The organism is Lactiplantibacillus plantarum (assembly GCF_014131735.1).
Classification (GTDB): Bacteria; Bacillota; Bacilli; order Lactobacillales; family Lactobacillaceae; genus Lactiplantibacillus; species Lactiplantibacillus plantarum.
This window is the reverse complement of the sequence record NZ_CP039121.1, coordinates 1,459,136-1,477,467: the sequence shown is the minus strand read 5'-3', so window position 1 is coordinate 1,477,467 and position 18,332 is coordinate 1,459,136. Positions and strand designations below refer to the sequence as shown.

General features: G+C 44.8%; 16 protein-coding genes and 1 other annotated feature. Of the genes, 5 read left to right on the top strand and 11 right to left on the bottom strand.

Annotated features, from left to right (window positions below):
* Positions 1–122 precede the first annotated feature (122 nt).
* Positions 123–2,159, bottom strand: coding sequence for a peptidoglycan D,D-transpeptidase FtsI family protein (locus tag E5260_RS06735; protein WP_003640321.1), 2,037 nt, complete (start codon positions 2,157–2,159; stop codon positions 123–125).
* 199 nt (positions 2,160–2,358) lie between these two features.
* On the opposite strand from E5260_RS06735, the gene E5260_RS06730 reads away from it, so the two are divergent.
* Positions 2,359–5,004, top strand: coding sequence for a YfhO family protein (locus E5260_RS06730; protein WP_003640320.1), 2,646 nt, complete (start codon positions 2,359–2,361; stop codon positions 5,002–5,004).
* 116 nt (positions 5,005–5,120) lie between these two features.
* On the opposite strand, the gene E5260_RS06725 is transcribed toward E5260_RS06730, so the two are convergent.
* On the bottom strand, positions 5,121–5,423 hold the full coding sequence (locus E5260_RS06725; RefSeq protein WP_003644301.1) for a HesB/YadR/YfhF family protein: 303 nt from the start codon (positions 5,421–5,423) through the stop codon (positions 5,121–5,123).
* Positions 5,424–5,607: 184 nt separating this feature from the next.
* Here E5260_RS06725 and E5260_RS06720 point away from each other — a divergent pair, with 184 nt between their 5' ends.
* Both E5260_RS06720 and E5260_RS06715 read left to right on the top strand, forming a co-directional pair.
* A complete protein-coding gene (locus tag E5260_RS06720) occupies positions 5,608–6,063 on the top strand; it encodes a LytTR family DNA-binding domain-containing protein (RefSeq protein WP_003640318.1) in 456 nt (151 codons plus the stop codon).
* Positions 6,064–6,786, top strand: a complete 723-nt coding sequence (locus E5260_RS06715) for a LiaF transmembrane domain-containing protein (protein ID WP_003640317.1) — start codon at positions 6,064–6,066, stop codon at positions 6,784–6,786.
* A 1,063-nt stretch (positions 6,787–7,849) separates the two neighbouring features.
* Here the strand turns inward: E5260_RS06715 and greA are convergent.
* From greA to E5260_RS06675, 8 genes are all read right to left on the bottom strand, one after another.
* Entirely contained in the window at positions 7,850–8,332 is a 483-nt protein-coding gene (gene greA, locus E5260_RS06710) for a transcription elongation factor GreA (protein WP_003640314.1), read from the bottom strand.
* A gap of 110 nt (positions 8,333–8,442) precedes the next feature.
* Positions 8,443–9,072, bottom strand: coding sequence for a uridine kinase (gene udk / locus E5260_RS06705; protein WP_003640313.1), 630 nt, complete (start codon positions 9,070–9,072; stop codon positions 8,443–8,445).
* 18 nt (positions 9,073–9,090) lie between these two features.
* Positions 9,091–10,296, bottom strand: a complete 1,206-nt coding sequence (gene mltG, locus E5260_RS06700) for an endolytic transglycosylase MltG (protein ID WP_003640312.1) — start codon at positions 10,294–10,296, stop codon at positions 9,091–9,093.
* A gap of 146 nt (positions 10,297–10,442) precedes the next feature.
* Positions 10,443–12,860, bottom strand: a complete 2,418-nt coding sequence (pheT, locus tag E5260_RS06695) for a phenylalanine--tRNA ligase subunit beta (protein WP_003640311.1) — start codon at positions 12,858–12,860, stop codon at positions 10,443–10,445.
* Between the two features lie 8 nt (positions 12,861–12,868).
* Positions 12,869–13,915, bottom strand: a complete 1,047-nt coding sequence (locus tag E5260_RS06690) for a phenylalanine--tRNA ligase subunit alpha (protein ID WP_003644299.1) — start codon at positions 13,913–13,915, stop codon at positions 12,869–12,871.
* A 53-nt stretch (positions 13,916–13,968) separates the two neighbouring features.
* Positions 13,969–14,196: a binding site (T-box leader), on the bottom strand.
* A 46-nt stretch (positions 14,197–14,242) separates the two neighbouring features.
* Positions 14,243–14,602 (bottom strand): winged helix-turn-helix transcriptional regulator, encoded by a 360-nt coding sequence (locus E5260_RS06685; RefSeq protein ID WP_003638562.1) that lies wholly within the window; start codon positions 14,600–14,602, stop codon positions 14,243–14,245.
* 22 nt (positions 14,603–14,624) lie between these two features.
* On the bottom strand, positions 14,625–15,134 hold the full coding sequence (locus E5260_RS06680) for an HD domain-containing protein (protein WP_003640309.1): 510 nt from the start codon (positions 15,132–15,134) through the stop codon (positions 14,625–14,627).
* Between the two features lie 100 nt (positions 15,135–15,234).
* Positions 15,235–16,002, bottom strand: coding sequence for a TrmH family RNA methyltransferase (locus E5260_RS06675; protein WP_003640308.1), 768 nt, complete (start codon positions 16,000–16,002; stop codon positions 15,235–15,237).
* Between the two features lie 231 nt (positions 16,003–16,233).
* Between E5260_RS06675 and E5260_RS06670 the strand changes: the two genes are divergently transcribed.
* On the top strand, positions 16,234–16,506 hold the full coding sequence (locus E5260_RS06670; RefSeq protein WP_003640307.1) for an acylphosphatase: 273 nt from the start codon (positions 16,234–16,236) through the stop codon (positions 16,504–16,506).
* A gap of 63 nt (positions 16,507–16,569) precedes the next feature.
* Positions 16,570–17,493 carry a membrane protein insertase YidC gene (gene yidC, locus E5260_RS06665; protein ID WP_003640306.1) on the top strand — a complete coding sequence of 308 codons (924 nt, stop codon included), beginning with the start codon at positions 16,570–16,572 and terminating at the stop codon, positions 17,491–17,493.
* Between the two features lie 147 nt (positions 17,494–17,640).
* Here the strand turns inward: yidC and E5260_RS06660 are convergent, their stop codons facing one another.
* Positions 17,641–18,219, bottom strand: coding sequence for an SdpI family protein (locus E5260_RS06660; RefSeq protein WP_003640305.1), 579 nt, complete (start codon positions 18,217–18,219; stop codon positions 17,641–17,643).
* Positions 18,220–18,332 lie beyond the last annotated feature (113 nt).

Genomic DNA, 18,332 nt, shown 5'->3' with positions numbered 1-18,332 from the left:
GTTGACCCTCCAAACTCATTCGCATATTACAGGGCCGGAACCCTTAACTTGAACTACTATACCATTAATGATTAAAAAATACCAGTATCAATTAAGATACTGGCACGAAAAAAGCTGATTTTTTACTTGTTATAATACTTCCAGAACGCTGCATAAATTTGCTTAGCAACGACCATATTATAATCACCACTAGTAGCAGTAATTCCTGGAAAGGCAACCGCTATCACTACTTTAGGGTTCTTATAAGGCGCATAAGTCACCAAACTTAACGTTTCAGTAGATGTCGTTCCGTGGAATGTCTCGGCAGTCCCGGACTTAGCTGCAACCGCTGGTGATAAACTAGCTAGTGCACTCCCCGTCCGCTGCGTCATACTCCCATGGACCACATCCCAATACCCTTGGTGTACGACATCAAAGTATGAGGATGGGACGTCAATGGTATTCAGGACACGTGGCTTAACATTAGTCTTAACAGCCCCTTGGGACCCGTTAGATTTAGTCCCAGTAATAGCGGAAACGATGTGTGGTGCAATGCGTTGCCCACCATTTGCCATTGTCGCAATGTATTGCGCCAGCTGAATAGTCGTGTAAGCATCGTAGTTCCCGTAGGACAAGTCTAACGCTTTACCAATATCCTTCTGTGCCGAAGAACCTTGGTAACCTGAGGCTTCACCCGGCAAGTCGATCCCGGTCTTAACACCTAAGCCAAACTCGTTAAAATAACCACGAAGTTTAGAGAAGACCGAATTAGACATCGTCAAGGCTTTCCCAGACGCATAGCTGAAGTTACCTTCCTTCATGGCTAATTGCATCATATAGGAGTTAGAAGAAACTTCCATGGCAGTCGAAGCGTTAAGACTCAGACTAGTTCCACCATTCTTGTTAAACCATGACGACTTGGTGGCCGTTCCGGCTAACTTGATCGGCGTATCGGTCAAAGTACTATTCGTGGGTGTAATCACACCATCTTGCAAGGCACCCATGACCGTAGCACCCTTAACGACCGACCCCATAACGAAGGATTGGTTGATGGTTCCCAACGCATTTTCAGTCACTTTACCAGTGGATAGATTCCGGCTGGCACCTGCTAACGCATAAATGGCACCAGTGCTAGGGTTCATTACAACAGCATAGGCTCCTGGCGAGTAGGCATTGCTACTCCCCACCGTTTTGGCTTCAGACATAATGATACTTTGAACCTTTTTCTGGAACTTCGAATTAATCGTCAGCTGAACGTTGTCACCCTTCTGGCCACCGTACTTCTTAATCTCCTTTTGAATGACCCCATCCTGCGTCTTGACCTCAGTCTGTGACTTGGTTCCACGAAGGACATTTTCGTACTGCTTTTCCAATTGGCTCTGACCAACCGAATCATCACGAGAATAGCCTTCTGCCAGCAAGGTTTTAATGCTATCACTCGGTAGCCCTTGCTTTTCGGTCGTAACTGTCCCGAGCACACTACTCAAGTCAGTCCCATTAGGATAACTCCGAGTCCAACTCGTTCCGACCTTAACTCCTGGCATTTCGGATTGGTGCTCACCGATTTCAGCAAGCTCCGTACTCGTCACACCAGTCGATTTGATATTGACCGTTGACAGCGAGTACGCCGAACTCATCTTATAATAAATCGCCGCCGCATTCTTTTGCGTAGACGTTAAATTATTAATGATATGTTTTTCCGCATAGGCGACTTCCCGTGCGTACAAAACATCATCGTCGCTAGACGTTTTAACCTTCTTAGCAACCGACTTTAAATTAGCCGCCCCCGCTAAGTAATAATCAGCCAAGTTCCGATCCGTTAATGTATCCGTTGGAATGGTTAAGTACTCACCTAACTTATTCGCCACTTCGTACATCTTAGTCGACGCAACTGACAGCCCCTTCGTGTATTGAATCGCTTGGTGGGATTTGTTTCCCACTAAGACCCGACCGGTTGAATCATAAATCGATCCCCGTTGAACGTTTCCCGTTGCCGTCGTATTATTGGCTGAATTCACTGTACTTCGGAACTTCTGTCCGTAGTCAACTTGTAAGTAAGCTAACTGCGCAATCAACGCAGCAAATAACAAGAAAACGATGAAAAACAAGAAGTTCAGCCGAAATGGAATATGCGACTTGTTGGGATCACGATTTATCGTAATTTTCTTAAACAATTTCAATTCTCAGGCGCTCCCATTCTTAATTTGGTAAACATTTCGCAAAAATTTACCAGATGATACTAGCAATCCTAGATAAATACCATACTTATGTTATTCTAAACGATAGACATAAAAATTTCAGCCGTTATTACGGATTTTAATGTTTTTTTGATTATTTTTCTGTTTGGCTGTGAATTATTAGAGATTGAGGTGGCAATTTTTGAAACTCCGTCGTTTTTTTGACAAGCGCACATGGCCATTATGGATCAGCTTTTGGTTACCTTTACTGATCATGACCGGTTATTTTATTTATCGGCACATGGCTCCCTTTGGATCAAGCAGTCTGTTAACGGTCGATTTAGGCCAACAATACGTTGACTTGTTTTCCTATTTCCGGCATACCCTACTGCACGATCCGAGTGCTTTCTTCTATTCCTTCTCCAAAACGATTGGTGGCGAGATGGTTGGGGTCTGGGCTTATTACTTAATGAGTCCCTTTAATTTAATCTACTTACTATTCCCTGGTCAATCAATCACTACCGGCATTTTTATCGTCACTGTACTAAAGTATGGTTTCGCAGGGCTATCCTTCGCCTGGCTACTAACTAAAACGCAGACGCAAAAGGGTTGGTTGGTGCCAACTTTCAGTACCGCATACGCACTGATGGGCTGGATGGTCGCCAATCAGCTCAACATGATCTGGTTAGACACGGTCGCCATTTTACCATTGGTCATTTTGGGACTGGAACGCTTGTTTACAACTGGTAAAGTCCGTTACTTCGCTGGCTGGCTGGCCGTCATGCTAATTGACAACTATTATATGGGCTACATGGTCATTTTATTCAGTTGTTTATACTGGTTGTATGGCGCAACTAAGTATTGGCAAAACGTGAAGACCTTAGCAACTCACGCCCTCAAATTTGCTTGGGGTGGTCTGCTAGGTGTCGCATTCTCCGCATGGTTGCTATTACCAACTTTCTGGGCGCTCATTCAAAGTAAGGCTCAATATAATGTGACCAAGGTTCATTGGAAACTTGAATACGCGCCCTGGAAAATGTTAGCTAAGTTCGTCACCGGTACTTTCAACTTCGATCAGATGCCATCCGGTCAACCGAACTTTTACGTGGCATGGTTAGCAGTTCTCGCCTTTGTGCTCTTCTTCTTACGGCGCCAGTTCAAATGGTCCGTGAAGTTGAGCGCCTTGATTGTAACCGCGACGCTTATCTTATCATTTTGTTACGAACCACTTGATTTATTGTGGCATGCGGGCCAATTTCCAGTTTGGTACCCTTACCGCTTCTCCTTTGTCTTTTGTTTCTGGGTCGTCTGGATTGGTGCCCAAGCACTGACAGACAAAATAACGATCAAACTGTGGCAAGCGCTAACGATGCTCGCATTGCTGGTCGGTTTGTTTACAACCATTTACTTGAACATTAAGAAAGTCACCTACGTCACCCAAGCTAATCTCTTAATTACAATTGGCTTGGCAGCAATTACATTGATTTTCTTAACGTTGCCTAAGGAACGACGTCTCATTTATCAAATCGTCGCGTTAATTTTAGTTGCGACTGATATGTCGATCAACGTGGTCGCTTCATTAAATAATATTTCCTACGTGTCACAAAGTGAGTTTGGTAAATACACGCAAGTCCTTGACAATGCCGTCAACAAAATTAAAGCTAGCAACAATCGTTTTTATCGAATTGGTAAGACGTTTACACGAACTAAAGACGATCCGATGCAGGCGGCCTATAACGGTGCTGATCATTTCAGTTCGACCTTCGAAAGTATTATCCCTAACTTTTTCGGTTCAATTGGTCAGCCGGATGGGGACGGTGTGGTCGCCTACACCAACGGGACCATGATTACCGATTCGTTACTGGACATGCAGTACTTTATGGATAAAACAGTACCGACATCCCAGACTGATAACGCGAACTATCGTAGCTACATTCCGGTCACCAGTACCAAGAAAGATCTGACGAATTACCAAAAATCGGCAAAGCTCAGCACTAACAAAGTCACGACCTACAAAAATCCATACGCCCTGGGTCTTGGTTTCGCAGCGTCTGACAAGATTACTAGCTTGAAAGTCTCCAAAACAACTGGCGATCCGATTGCCCGGCAAGAGTTGATTTACCAAACCTTAGCAAATCGTTCAACCAGCGGCTTGATCAGTGCCGAAAACTTTAACGAAGTGGTCTTCCAAAACGTTAAGAAGGTCACGACGTTAACTGGCGCCGTCTTGAACAAACAAAATTTAGCGAAAACGGGGTCGGTTTACTTTAAGTTCACGCCGACAACCAATGATTCCTACTACATCACACTCGGGCAAAATCTAACTACTTCGAATGCGAGTTACTACATTAACGGTAAGGAACTCAAGCAGTACCCAACTTACCGGCACACGATCGCTGTTAACGTTGCATCAAATAGCAAGGGCAAGACCGTGACCTTCGGGATTCAGATGAAGAAGACTTCTCTCTGGTTACAAAACTTCACCCTCTACAAGTTGGATAATACCCAATTCAAGAAGTCGGCGCAGAAACTCCAGCAATCCCCTTGGAACATTACGGCCCACTCAAGTCGTAAGATTACTGGTACAATCAACATCAAGCATCGTCACCAAGTTTTGATGACGACCATTCCTTACTCCAAGGGTTGGCATGCCACTGTTGATGGAAAATCCGTCGCAACTAAGAAAGTGATTAATACCTTTGTTGCTGTCCCATTAAGTAAGGGCAAGCATACGGTCACCTTGACGTATCGACCGCCATTCTTAATCACTGGTAGTCTGATTACTGGGATTAGTGCCCTCGCAACGGCTGGTTGGTTTATCGTCCGGCGTCGACGCCACCACGCCTAGCCCGGTTCACAGTCAAAGATGTGGTCAGCAAAAATCAGCGTTACCTGAATTGTTAATTCAGGTAACGCTGATTTTTTGTCCAAATATTAATCGCTATTGGCAAGCACTCACCAGAACTACTCGTTATTGGGCGTGTAGTCATACTTCGGGCCGTCATTTTGTTCATCATAATCAACTGTGAGATCATAGCCCTTAAAGAACCATTCATCACGGTCGTTGACATAGTAATTGACACCATCCTTTTCAACCATGGCAATCGGTTGATGGGGTTCGTCATCACGCATGATCCCGATTGAGAAGCCACTGTGAACTGCTGTCTTGCCATAAGTTTTGCCGTAAAAGCGCACCCCATTACCAGTGGTTACACCCATGTCATCATGAAACCACTTACTGGCCAAATCTGTAATTGTTATTTTCATTACTAACACCTCATCATTGAAATCGTTTACAGTAATTGTGCCCTTTTTGCCCATAAAACGCAACATTGACAGTCGATGAGCAAGCCAATGACCAGTTGCGTTCCTGAAATGACCGCTAAGGGAGTCTTTATTTACAGCGTCATTGTTTTGTGGTGTACTTAAACTACTTAAGGAGGTGAAACCCATGCAAGTGAACATTGAAACGGAGCCCGACACCTCAATTCCAACCGTCACACTGCATGTTCCAGTCGACTACCCCGAAACGGCCGCCCTCACTGCTGCTCTCAAAAATCTTTCAATTGAGGCCGCTACGTTAACCGTTTCACAACGTGGTCAACTCGTACAGTTACCGCTTACTTCGATCCTATTCATCGAAGCAACTGGTCACCAGGTCGCCGCCCATACGCTGGATAATGTTTATCGTGTTCCCAAGTCGCTGACCGCTGTGGGCACAGGCTTACCTGCTTACTTTCTTCGCGTCTCCAAATCTGCCATTGTCAATACCAAACAAGTCTATTCCTTAACCAAGACATTGACCGGGAACTTGATTGCGTTTCACCACTCACCTAAACAACTGTACGCTTCAAGACGCTACTATCGCCAACTCAAAATAAGTCTTGAACAGAAAGGACTGTTATAAATGCATAAAAATTGGTTTTGGCCCGTCTTCTTAATTGCCAGCGCCGTTGTTCTTATCGTTAGTCAACTCGGTCTCTTCACGCTCCACGTCAGCATCTGGAGTCTCTTGTTAACATTGATTCTAGTTGCGGCTTTAATTAGTAGCCTTCGTTACTTGAATATGCCGGGCGTCGTCTTCGCTATCGCATTCTTAACCATGATCTATGCGCAACCACTTGGAATCACTAAGCTCGTACCATGGACAATTTTAGGGGCTGCCGTATTACTCAGCATTGGTTTGGGTCTTTTGATTCATCCCCGTTATCAATATCATTATCGCTATCACAACCATGATCATGCTCATTACAATCATCATAACCACGATGACGTCCATGAATCAACGAGCACAATCAACGATGACCATGTTAATTTAGATCTCTCACTAGGCAACAGTATCCGCTACGTTCACAGCGAAAATTTTCGTTCTGCGGATCTGAACGTATCAATGGCTGGTGCCAAAATCTACTTCGATGACGCTGACATCAAAGAAGGCCGAGCAACCATCAATGTCGACGTTTCATTAGGTAGCCTTGAGTTATACCTCCCTCAAACTTGGCAGCTACAGGAAAATCTCAGCAACTCAATGGGCCACATCTCATCGACAGGTACACCGACCACTGCTGGCCCGGGTGTCATACTAACCGGCAGCGTCTCGCTTGGTGAATTACGAATTATCTATATCTAACCCTACTTTGCTGTCGGCCATATCCTGATCAATCTGTCATAAATCATGATTAAAACATGCCAGTTGGTTGGATTACTGTTCATCAGCACTTGCGCGTCCTATTCCGACCTCCGGGGCTGGGTGCCAATTGCTGGAACGCAGCCGACGTCGATTTGAGCTAACGCATAACCCGCGTCATCTCAAATACGAGTCTTATTCTAAGCCGGAAGCAACCCACTTCCAGCTAAGAATAATTTGGCTACTGAGCATTGTCACCCAGCCCCTCCGGTCTCAAGCCTGTGAGGGGTCACGGGTTGAAGCCGAGCATTGCCTAGCCATCGGATTAATGCGGTTTTGGCATTAGTCCGTTGGCGTAGCACGCACAGGCTTCAGTGGTACCGAGCACATTTCGGAAACCCGCTCGAATGGCTGATAAACGGCCACTTAACTTGGTGCAATTGGTCGTCGACTATTTTAATACTGGAACCTTAAGTACAATATCACTCTCAGTCTGACAGTTGATTGACAAAATTACCGTTTTTGAAAAGCAATGGCCAATTTATCAAAAGTTGGGTACCTCACCGTCTGCCATTCGAATACTATCCCGACTGGAAGGCGTTTCTGACAATGCCCAGTGGTGAAATTTCACTTAGCAAGCGTCCTTTGCTTGGTTAGTGAAAGGCCAGTATTTGAGACGTGGTGTTTCGGCTCAAATCTGTGCCCACCACGTTCCGGCAATTGGCAGAAATGCCTGGAGGTCGGCGTAGGACGAACCCACAACAAAAGTCTACGCGAGTTCGAGCTGTTTCCAGCGGGTCTAAGCTGGCTGTTTTCGAACCTACACAACTGGCATGTTTTAATCATAGTAAATGCTAAAAAAATGTAACACGTCCAATTTACTCACCCGTTTACCTGCTTTGTGCAGATAAGCGGGTGTTTTGCTTGAATTCCGAACTCACACGCAAACGTGCTTGTTCAGTAACGTTCGTTAAATAGTGGCTGGTAATCAGTAATCGCGCTTCTAAACCACCAAAAAAGACTGTTTCAAGGTATCCGCTACCTCAAAACAGTCTTAAGCATAAAATTACGCGTTTTCAACCTTCAAAATTTTAACCGTCATGGTACCGGCTGGAATGTTGATGGCAACTTCTTCATCAACGTGATGCCCAATCAAGCCCTTGGCGATCGGGGAATCATTAGAAATCTTGCCAACCATTGGATCAGCTTCGGCAGCACCAACAATGGTGTAGCTTTCTGGTTCTTCATCAGGTAATTCTTTGAACGTCACGATTTTACCAACGGAGACTTCCGTTTCGTCAATCTTGTCACTATCGATGATTTCAGCATATTGAAGCATGTGTTCAACCGTCTTAATCCGGTTTTCTAGCAAGCTTTGTTCATTCTTTGCTGATTCATACTCAGAGTTTTCTGATAAATCACCGTAGCTACGTGCGATCTTAATACGATTAATAATTTCTGGACGTTGATTAATTCGAAGGTCTTCAAGCTCTTTTTCCAGCTTGACCTTGCCTTCTTCTGTCATTGGATATGTCTTATCTTCAGCCAATGTGTTTCACTCCTCAAATACGCAATATAGTTATCAAAAACCAGCCTACCATTTCAGATTTTAAAAGTAAACTCTTAAATCTAAAATAGCGCTGGTTAAGACGTTATTTTTTATAAAATTGAACGAACTTTAGTTGTCAATAAATCAATGGCAACTTCATTTTCGCCACCTTCTGGCACAATTAGATCGGCATAACGTTTCGTTGGTTCCACAAACTGATGATACATTGGTTTGACCGTCGCCAAATATTGACCAATCACAGAGTCTAGTGTCCGGCCCCGCTCTTTGATATCACGCTGAATGCGCCGAATGATTCGAATATCATCGTCGGTATCGACGAACACCTTAATATCCATCAGGTCGCGTAAACGCTGATCATCTAGGATCAATACCCCTTCGACAATGATCACATCACGCGGTTCTTGATGAATGGTCTTGTCGCTACGCGTATACTGCTCGTAATCATAGACCGGCTTTTCAATTGGTTGATAGGCCAGCAACTGCTTGATTTGCTTAATCATCAAATCTGTATCGAAAGCCAGTGGGTGGTCGTAATTAACGGCATGGCGCTCAGCCATTGTCATTTCACTTTGATCATTGTAATAGGAATCCTGTTGTAAGATCAACAATGATTGACCAGATAATTGGTTGTAAATTGCATTGCTGACCGTAGTTTTACCACTACCGGAACCACCAGTTACCCCGATGACTACTGGTCGGCGATGTTTATTTTCAGTCATTTAAGTTACGCCTCATTCTTATTTTTCAGCGGCTTCGTTGTGCTTCGAAACCTTCTTGATGTTTGCCGCGTGACCCGCAGCATCCTTTGCATAATAGACATCACCAGTCTTCAAATCTGCTACGAAATACATGTAACCCTTGCTCCGTTGTGCAGGATCTAAGACTGCCTTGATCGATGTTAAACTAGGACTGTTGAACGGTCCGGGGCCGTAGCCTAAGTTCAACCGTAAGTTATACGGTGAATCAGTCTGCAAATCTTTATTCGTTAACGTTGACTTGTTAGAATTGATCGCATAGAACACTGAAATATCAGAATCCAAGCGCCACTTAGCATCTAACCGATTCAAGAAGACGCCAGCAATCAACCGCCGATCTTTCGTCGTACTGCCTTCACGTTCAACTAAGGACGCTAAGGTCATTACTTCTTGCACGGACATCTTCGACTTCTTAATTTGCGCGTAGTATGGTTCAAGCTCATCATTAGTCTTCGAAACCATCTGCGTTACTAATTGTTTCAAAGTTGTTTTCTTACCAACAACATAAGTTGCCGGGAACAAATAGCCTTCTAAACGATAGCGAACTTGCTTAGCACTCATCGCTGAATTCAACAATTGTGGATACTTCTTGGCCAATGATTTGATGAATGTTTGATCCTTCATTAAGGCTAGAAATTCTGCCGACGTGAAATCAGTTTGTTTTTGAACCGTCTTCGCAATCGTCTTAATCTGACTACCTTCAACGATTAGGACTTTACCACTAGAACTCTGAACCGGTTCCGATGAACCACCTTTATTCAAGGCCTTCGCGATTTGAGCAAGTGACATCGAAGGCTTCAACTGATAGTAGCCCGCGTGAAAGTTTGATAAGTTGTGTGCTTTCGTCCAGTATTCAAAGACAAAACCACTCTTGATCACCTTTTCGCGCTGTAAAATATCGGCAATTTTCTTACCATTAGCACCGTACGGGATATCAACTTGAACGACGCGATTGTCGCTACTGTCATATGGTTGCGTCGCATTATCAAAATATCGATAACCCAATACCCCCACAATAATTAAAAGTACGACTAAAATACCAACAACGCCACCAATAACGTGTTTCGAAAATGATTTCCGCTGTTTTTGTTCTGAACGATTAGGTTCATTTACCCCACGATCTTGTGAATCGTTTTGATCCTTCTGATCTTGGTTATCCTGGTTGTTATTCAAGACTCGCCCCTCCATTTATTGATTAATCTTATCAATTATACAAAACTGTTGCCCAGTTTGCACTAGTTCGCCATTAGTTTTATGGTTTTTTAGGATCTTGGACACACATTAAACGCCGAATGACTTCAAATCATTCGGCGTTTAACAAGACTATCAACAAACTAACGAATTTCAGCACCTAATTCATCCGTTAAGGCTGTCAGTACTTTTTCAAATGCTGTCGTAACATCATCATCGACTAACGTTGCGTTTTGGTCTTGATACGTTAACGTATAAGCTAGCGACTTTTTACCCGCTGGCACGTGACTCCCATTATAAACATCAAAGAGTTGAACGTGCCGTAAATGCGCGCCGCCCTTCTTGTTGATCAAGGCAACTACGGTTGCGTTGGTCACATCGTCATCAATCAACATCGCCACGTCCCGGGTGATACTTGGGAACTTGGAAATTGGTTGATACTGTTGACGCGCTTTTGGTAAGGCAATCAACGCCGTTAAATCCAGTTCAAAGACATAAGTTTCCCGAATCTTGTAGGCTTTGGCAGTCGTTGGATGAACTTCACCGACGAAACCGACTAACTGGTCACCAACGTAAATATCAGCTGTCCGACCAGGATGCATCTCTGGATGTTCGGCCGTGGCAACGTAACTAACGGCATCTTGCAACGCCAGACTCTTCAGATAACCAGCCACGATACCCTTAATCTGGAAGAAATCAACGGGTTGTTCGGCAACGCCCCAGCTCTTGGGAACCATGGAACCCGTAATAGCTCCGGCAATGTGTTCAATTTCCTTCGGCCGGACTTGTTCAGGTTGACTGTAAAAGACCCGTCCTTCTTCATACAATGCCACATTGTGTTCCTTACGAGCATTGTTATAAGCTAAATCATCCAGCAAACCAGAAACTAGACTCAAGCGTAGCGTGGTCCGTTCTGAACTCATTGGAAAGTCTAATTTAGTGACGTCACTAGCATGAAGCGCAAAGGCCTTCGACTTAGTCTCCGTGGTCAATGAGTAACTGATGGCTTGCGTGAGGCCAGCACTTTCCATTAACTTACGTGAGTCACGAATCACCTGTTGGATCTCATTAAGCTTACCGATTGTTGGTTGGCCCGTTGGTAGGGTCGCTGGTAAGTTATCATAACCGTATAGCCGGGCGATTTCTTCGATAAGGTCAGCCGGAATATGGATATCCCAACGCCGTGATGGCACCGTAACCGTGAACGTTTCATTAGCAACGACCGTTGGAAAGTCCAATCGTTTAAAAATATCACTGACCGTGTCCAATGACAACTCAGTTCCTAAGACGTGGTTGATCCGTGCTAAGTCAATGGTTACTGTCGTTGGTTGCACATCCTCGTCACGACCGATGACCATACCACTAGCAACTTGACCATCACCAAGTTCTGCAATCATGGCTGCGGCAGCGTCTAAGGCCGTTGCGGTCATGCCGTGGTCAATGCCCCGTTCGTAGCGCATTGAAGCTTCGCTGTGTAAGTCATGATTATGGGCAGTTTTACGAATCTTAACTGCATCAAAAACCGCACCTTCCAACGCAATGGTCGTAGTCTGATCAGTGACTTCGGTCGCTAGGCCACCCATCGTCCCAGCCAAACAAATTGGTTGATCGCCACTACAAATCAACAGATCACTCGTTAGTAATTCGCGATCTTCACCATCTAACGTCGTTAAATGCTCGCCAGCTTTCGCCAACCGGACGTTAATTTGACCGTCATTCAATTGATCAAAGTCAAAAGCATGTAGCGGTTGTCCATATTGCATCAAAATGTAGTTCGTTGCGTCAACGACGTTATTGATTGGCCGCATACCAGCATTCCAAATTCGAATTTGGAGCCATAACGGACTTGGCTTAATCGTAACGTTTTTAATTAGACGCATTTTGTACATTGGGACATCATGTTCGTCGGCAGCGACAGCCACATGTAGATCATCCGCAGCCACCGTCGTAGCATCTTCATGCAAATCAACTTTCGGCATCGTTGGTTGTTGGTCGTAAATGGCAGCAAGTTCATGCGCCGTACCATTCATACTAAGCATGTCACCACGGTTAGGGGTAACGGACATGTCAATAATTTCATCATCCATCCCTAGGTATGAAAAGACCGGATCACCTGGCGTGGCATCGTCAGGCAGAATGAAAATACCATCCGCAACTTCTTTTGGAACTAACTTTTCATCAAAACCAAGTTCGTCTAAGGCGCACAGCATCCCATTTGATGGAACTCCCCGCATCTTACTCTTCTTGATCTTAGTGTGACCACCAATCCATGAATTGGGTAACGCCACGATCACCTTTTCGCCAGCCGCAACGTTAGGTGCCCCACAAACGATTTGCAAGGGTTCTGATTCGCCTACGTCCACTTGACAAACGTGGAGATGATCAGAATCTGGATGTGGCTCACACGTTAAGACGTGCCCCACTACAACTTTTTTCAATCCTTCACTGGGACGAATAACACCGTCAACTTCAACGGCCGTCCGTTCAATCTTTTCTGCTAATTCATCGGCCGGAATGTCCAGCTTCAAATAATCGCGTAACCATGTCGTAGAAATTCTCATGTGGACGCCTAACCTTTCTTATAGAACTGTGACAAGAACCGCACGTCATTCAAGTAGAAGTTGCGGATATCGTCAACACCGTATTTCAACATTGCAAAGCGGTCTGGTCCTAACCCAAAGGCAAAACCACCATATTCTTCTGGATCAATGCCAGACATTTCTAACACGTGGGGGTGAACCATGCCGGCACCCAGTACTTCGATCCAACCCGTTTGCTTACAGATTGCACAGCCCTTGCCATTGCAATTAAAGCAAGTTACATCAGCTTCTACGGATGGTTCCGTGAATGGAAAGAAGCTTGGCCGTAGCCGAACATCGAATTGATCGCCAAACAAAGTCTTGGCAACCAGAATTAAGGTGCCCTTCAAATCAGCCATCGTAATATGCTTGTCCACGACTAACCCTTCAATTTGATGAAATTGATGGGAATGGGTTGCATCATCCGTATCACGCCGATAAACGCGGCCAGGTGACAAGACCTTCAGCGGTCCTTTAGAAAAATCGTGATTTTCAAGTGACCGCGGCTGATCAGCAGACGTCTGCGTGCGTAGTAGCACGTCTTTGGTAATATAGAACGTGTCTTGCATGTCACGGGCGGGATGGTCCTTCGGTAAGTTCAACCGTTCAAAGTTGTAGTAATCTTCTTCAACTTCATCACCATCAACAATTTGATAGCCCATTCCCATAAATAGATCTTCCAATTCAGTAATAATCTGGGTAATCACGTGAGGCTGACCTTGTGGAACTTCCCGACCCGGTAACGTCACGTCCAGTTTTTCGGCAGCCAATTGCTCATTAACGGCTGCTTGTTCCAGTTCTTCACGGCGTTCATCAATCGCAGCCTGAATCCGGTCACGAACTTCGTTGGCATAAGCGCCCACCTTTGGCCGTTCTTCCGGGCTTAAGTCGCGCATTCCGCGCAATACTTCTGTAATCGGACCCTTTTTGCCAAGTAAATCAACTTTGACTTGGTTAACCTTTTTCAAAACATCGGCGGATTTAATATCGGCCAAGCCTTGATCGCGTAATTCGGTTAATCGATCTTGTAAACTCATATGCTGCCTCCAATTTTTAGTTGCGTTGCGGACAAAAAAAGACCCCATCCCTGAAAAGGGACGAGGTCATCGCGGTACCACCCTTGTTTGCATAGCAGTCACTATGCACACTCACTACCCGTCATAACGGTCGGGATACCGGAAAATTATTTGTTTACACAAACGCCCAATTTCAGCTCAGAGAGTGAATTCGTCAATCTTGGTCGCCAGGGTGCTTTCAATCGGTGACACCCGTCCCTACGACGCCGTAACTAACTACTATTTCTCGTCAAGGCTTTTATCTACATTGTCAGTTTATGGCAAAGTGCCCTGCACGTCAACCCCGTATTAGGATTCGGCCGGGCTGAACCACTTATCAGACCAGTTATGGACCGTATCCATGACCTGTCGTAAATCTTGCCCCTTCGTAGTCAAGCGATACTCAATCAGGGCAGAGTCACAATGGGTTACCCGACTCACAATGCCGTTTTCTTCCAATTCCTTGAGACGAACGACCAGCACCCGATCACTGCACTTAGGAATCCGGCGTGCCAGATTCTTAAAGCGTTGGGGACCGTCTTCCAGTAAAACATCGATAATTAAACCGTTCCACTTTTTCCCTAGAATTGAGAACGTCTTTTCAAATTTTGGACACAGTTCGAAATCCACGTTGGATTCTGTTACCGTGTCAGCTAGCATTTCTGACATGCAATGACCCCCAATTATTGAATTAACCGGCGGAGACCTTGCCTCGGAACCGATCTAGTTGTTTGGCCACTTTCATACGTAATGGTCCAAAAAATTCATGTTCTGCTTCATAATCATCAACTAAAGAGACGAGCAAACTTTCACGATATTTAGGCACAGCTAAAGTTGCACCAAACATATGCTTCAAAATGATATCTTTTTCCATCGGCGTTAATTTCGTTAACTTTTCAGCGTTACGTAACGCTACCCGCGGATGAATAAATGCGTGCGAGCCGAGATCAAACTTGGTTTCACGCCAGTCATAATAAAACAAATCATGCAATAATCCACCACGCGCCACTGCCGTCGTATTTAGATGCCATTTCTTCGCTAAAACATAACTATCATATGAAACTGCAATCGAATGATCCAATCGATTTGAATGGTGGTGCTGTGTAAACTCAGCAAGCCGCTGAACGGCCGGCTGTGCTAATAAATCTTCGACGATCGCCACGTATTCAGAATCTTGTTGCCACGCATTATTAGTTTTCATCTAAAGCTCCCTTTGCTAATATCTACGGCTATTCTACTAAAAAGCCAGTCATTTTGAAAGTATTTTACCTGGATTTTAGCATTTTCTTACTAATTGTAAGTTAGCGATATAAACCGAACATTAAAACGCCAGCAGCCACGGCTACATTTAACGATTCTGCTTGCCCCTTGATGGGAATGTATAAGTTTTGGTCTGTCCGTGCCAATAATTCCCGACTCATTCCATTACCTTCGTTTCCCATGATCAAGCCAAAACTAGCCGGCGCGTCAATATCTAAATACCGGGCTGCCTGTGGATTTAACTCTGAACCGTAGACTGGTGAACCCTGCGCCTGCAATTGGTCAACCAACTTGTCGAGATCAGTACTAATCAGTTGTAAATGAAACTGACTCCCCTGCATAGCTCGTTCAACTTTGGGTTGATGGATGTCCACCGTCCCGGTACCGAAAGCGACGCCGGCAAAACCCGCAGCATCCGCAGTCCGTACCATGGTTCCAATATTTCCGGGATCTTGAACATTATCGAGCAGTAACCAAGGCCGCGTTAAATCTAATTGTGATAGATCTTCAATTGCAGCAGGCAGGGTCGCCAGCGCAAACACCCCCTGCGGCGTCACCGTCGCACTGATATGTTTGGCGACTTCATCAGAGATTTCAATGACCGCTGGAAAATGAGTCAAATCCGGTTCGGTCGCCAGTTGCTTGGCAGTAATGAGCAAGGTCTGAATCGCGACGTGTGCTTTAACTGCTTCGTTGACTAAATGCCAACCATCTAGCAAGTATTGTCCCTGTTGTTTGCGTCCCTTCTTTGTTTGGAGCTTTTTCCACGCCTTGACGTGCGCATTTTGTAATGAATTAATTTTTTCCATCGTCAACTTCCTTTAATTAATCGGTTGAAACATCAGCCGGTCTTGTCAATTCGGGGCACCCTGTATCATTCGAAAGTGTCCGTTTTATCCCAAGTATAGCATATCGCCCGTTGAACATTTCCATGCTATTATATAAGTAATACAGATTGTACTAATTATGCTAACACAATACAATCAAGATGCTAGTCACAGGTTAGACTAGCTGAACAAGTTAAGTAAGGAAGTGACACAATGCGTGCAGTAACATTAAAAGCAATCGGCCGGGTCCAGGGGGTGGGCTTCCGTTGGGCCACTAAAGTTGCCGCTGACAAATGCGGCGTGAACGGAATCGTTCGTAACCTGATGGACGGCTCAGTCTTTATTGAAGCCGAGGGTGAAGATCAACGAGTGCAAGTCTTTATCGACGTTGTTCGGCAGTCGCCAACCGATTTTGGCAAGGTCAAGCACCTCGAAGTGCATGAAGTTGAACCACAAAACTATCACGATTTTCGGATAACCAATTGAATTCCCCCGACATCTTTAGTATCATCATCATTATATGACTTTAACAAAGGGGATTATTAACTAGTGAAATCAAAAAAAGGCCTTACGCTCACCATCACCTTAGGAACGTTAGCACTGTTTCTAAGCGGTTGTGTGCAAACGACCAAAGCTGGTAAACCATACGGGTTTGTTTACGAGTACCTTGCAAAGCCAGGGCAAAACGTGATGGAATGGTTGTCACAACTATTCGGTAACAACTACGGTTGGGCAATCATCGGCTTGACGGTCATTGTGCGACTCGTTTTACTGCCAATGATGATTAATCAACAACGTAAATCAACCTACCAACAAGAAAAAATGTCCGCGGTTCGGCCACAGATGGAAAAAATCCAGGCACGGCAAAAAGCAGCGACGACTCAGGAAGAAAAAGCCGCAATCAGTAATGAGCTCATGCAACTTTACCGTGACAACGGTATTAGCATGACTGGTGGTATTGGCTGTTTACCACTACTGATTCAACTGCCAATTTTCTCCGCCTTGTACTACGCTATTCGCTATTCGCCTGAATTATCTAAGGCGACCTTTATGGGGATCTCCCTTGGGAAATCCAGTCTGATTCTAGCCATTTTAGCCTTTTTATCCTACTTGGCACAGGGTTACCTATCCATGATTGGTTTACCTGAAGAACAGAAGAAGACGATGCGTCTCATGCTCATTATGAGTCCGGTCATGATTTTATTTGTTTCCATGTCCGCTCCCGCAGGTTTAGGACTTTACTTCTTCGTTGGTGGTTTGTTTGCCTGCTTGCAAACACTGATCATCAACTTCTTCCGGCCACGTATTCGGCGTGAAGTTGAAGCAGAACTCAAAAAGCACCCCATCAAAACACCAACACCGACGCAACCAAAGCCGATTAATGCAACTGAATCCAAGCCTAGTCATCCTCGTCCGCAAAATAATGCGGGGCGTGGTCGGAATGCCGGTAAACAACAACGACACCGTAAATAACCACTGAAGCTTAATCAACACTAAAGCACCGTCATGAAAATTCTCATGGCGGTGCTTTTTACGTTGCACCTAACCGGCACACAGCCGTCACCTTAACTGATTTTGCAAACATTACCACGGGATGCCAATTAACGCTGCCAGGCCCGATCAGATTAATTTCTTACTTAACCGGTAGGAATAACCCACGGTCAAAATCACGACCAACACGATAATCGTAACAAAGGCATTGAGAAATGAGTCTGTTGACATCTTTCCCATCGCTACTAACAGCGGTCCTGAGATTCCAAATAATCTGCCTGCTAGCACGTTAGTCCGATGCCAGTTTTCTTCTGACAAATAGGTCCACGGAATCCGGATTCCAACCAAGCGATTACGAGAAGTATATGCCATCGGTAATGCGACAATCGAGATGATTATCGCAATCAGCGCAAAGCCAAGCGTGGAAATCCGGTTGAAATCAATAAGTAACAAATAAAATAAAACGGTCAAGTTAATATCAGCACCGAGATACGTTCCCTTGCGCCAGTTGGGATTCTGTTTACAGATCAAAATTAAACTAATCCCAATTAAAAATAACCCACCAACCACGGCCAACGGTGCATTACGAACTCGCCACACGGGCGCACCACTGGCCAGTTTGATCACTGCTAAGATGACCAAATTGATTAAATTTACCATGATAAACAATTTAACCCCAAGCGTCTGTTGCCATTTTTCTGGAATCATGAGTAAGCCCCCATTTTAAACTGCTAACCCAATGAGATTGCAGCACCATAATTATTCTAATACCGAGTCCGACGTTATGCGTGATGCGTGACTAAAACACGCAATCGCTGAGA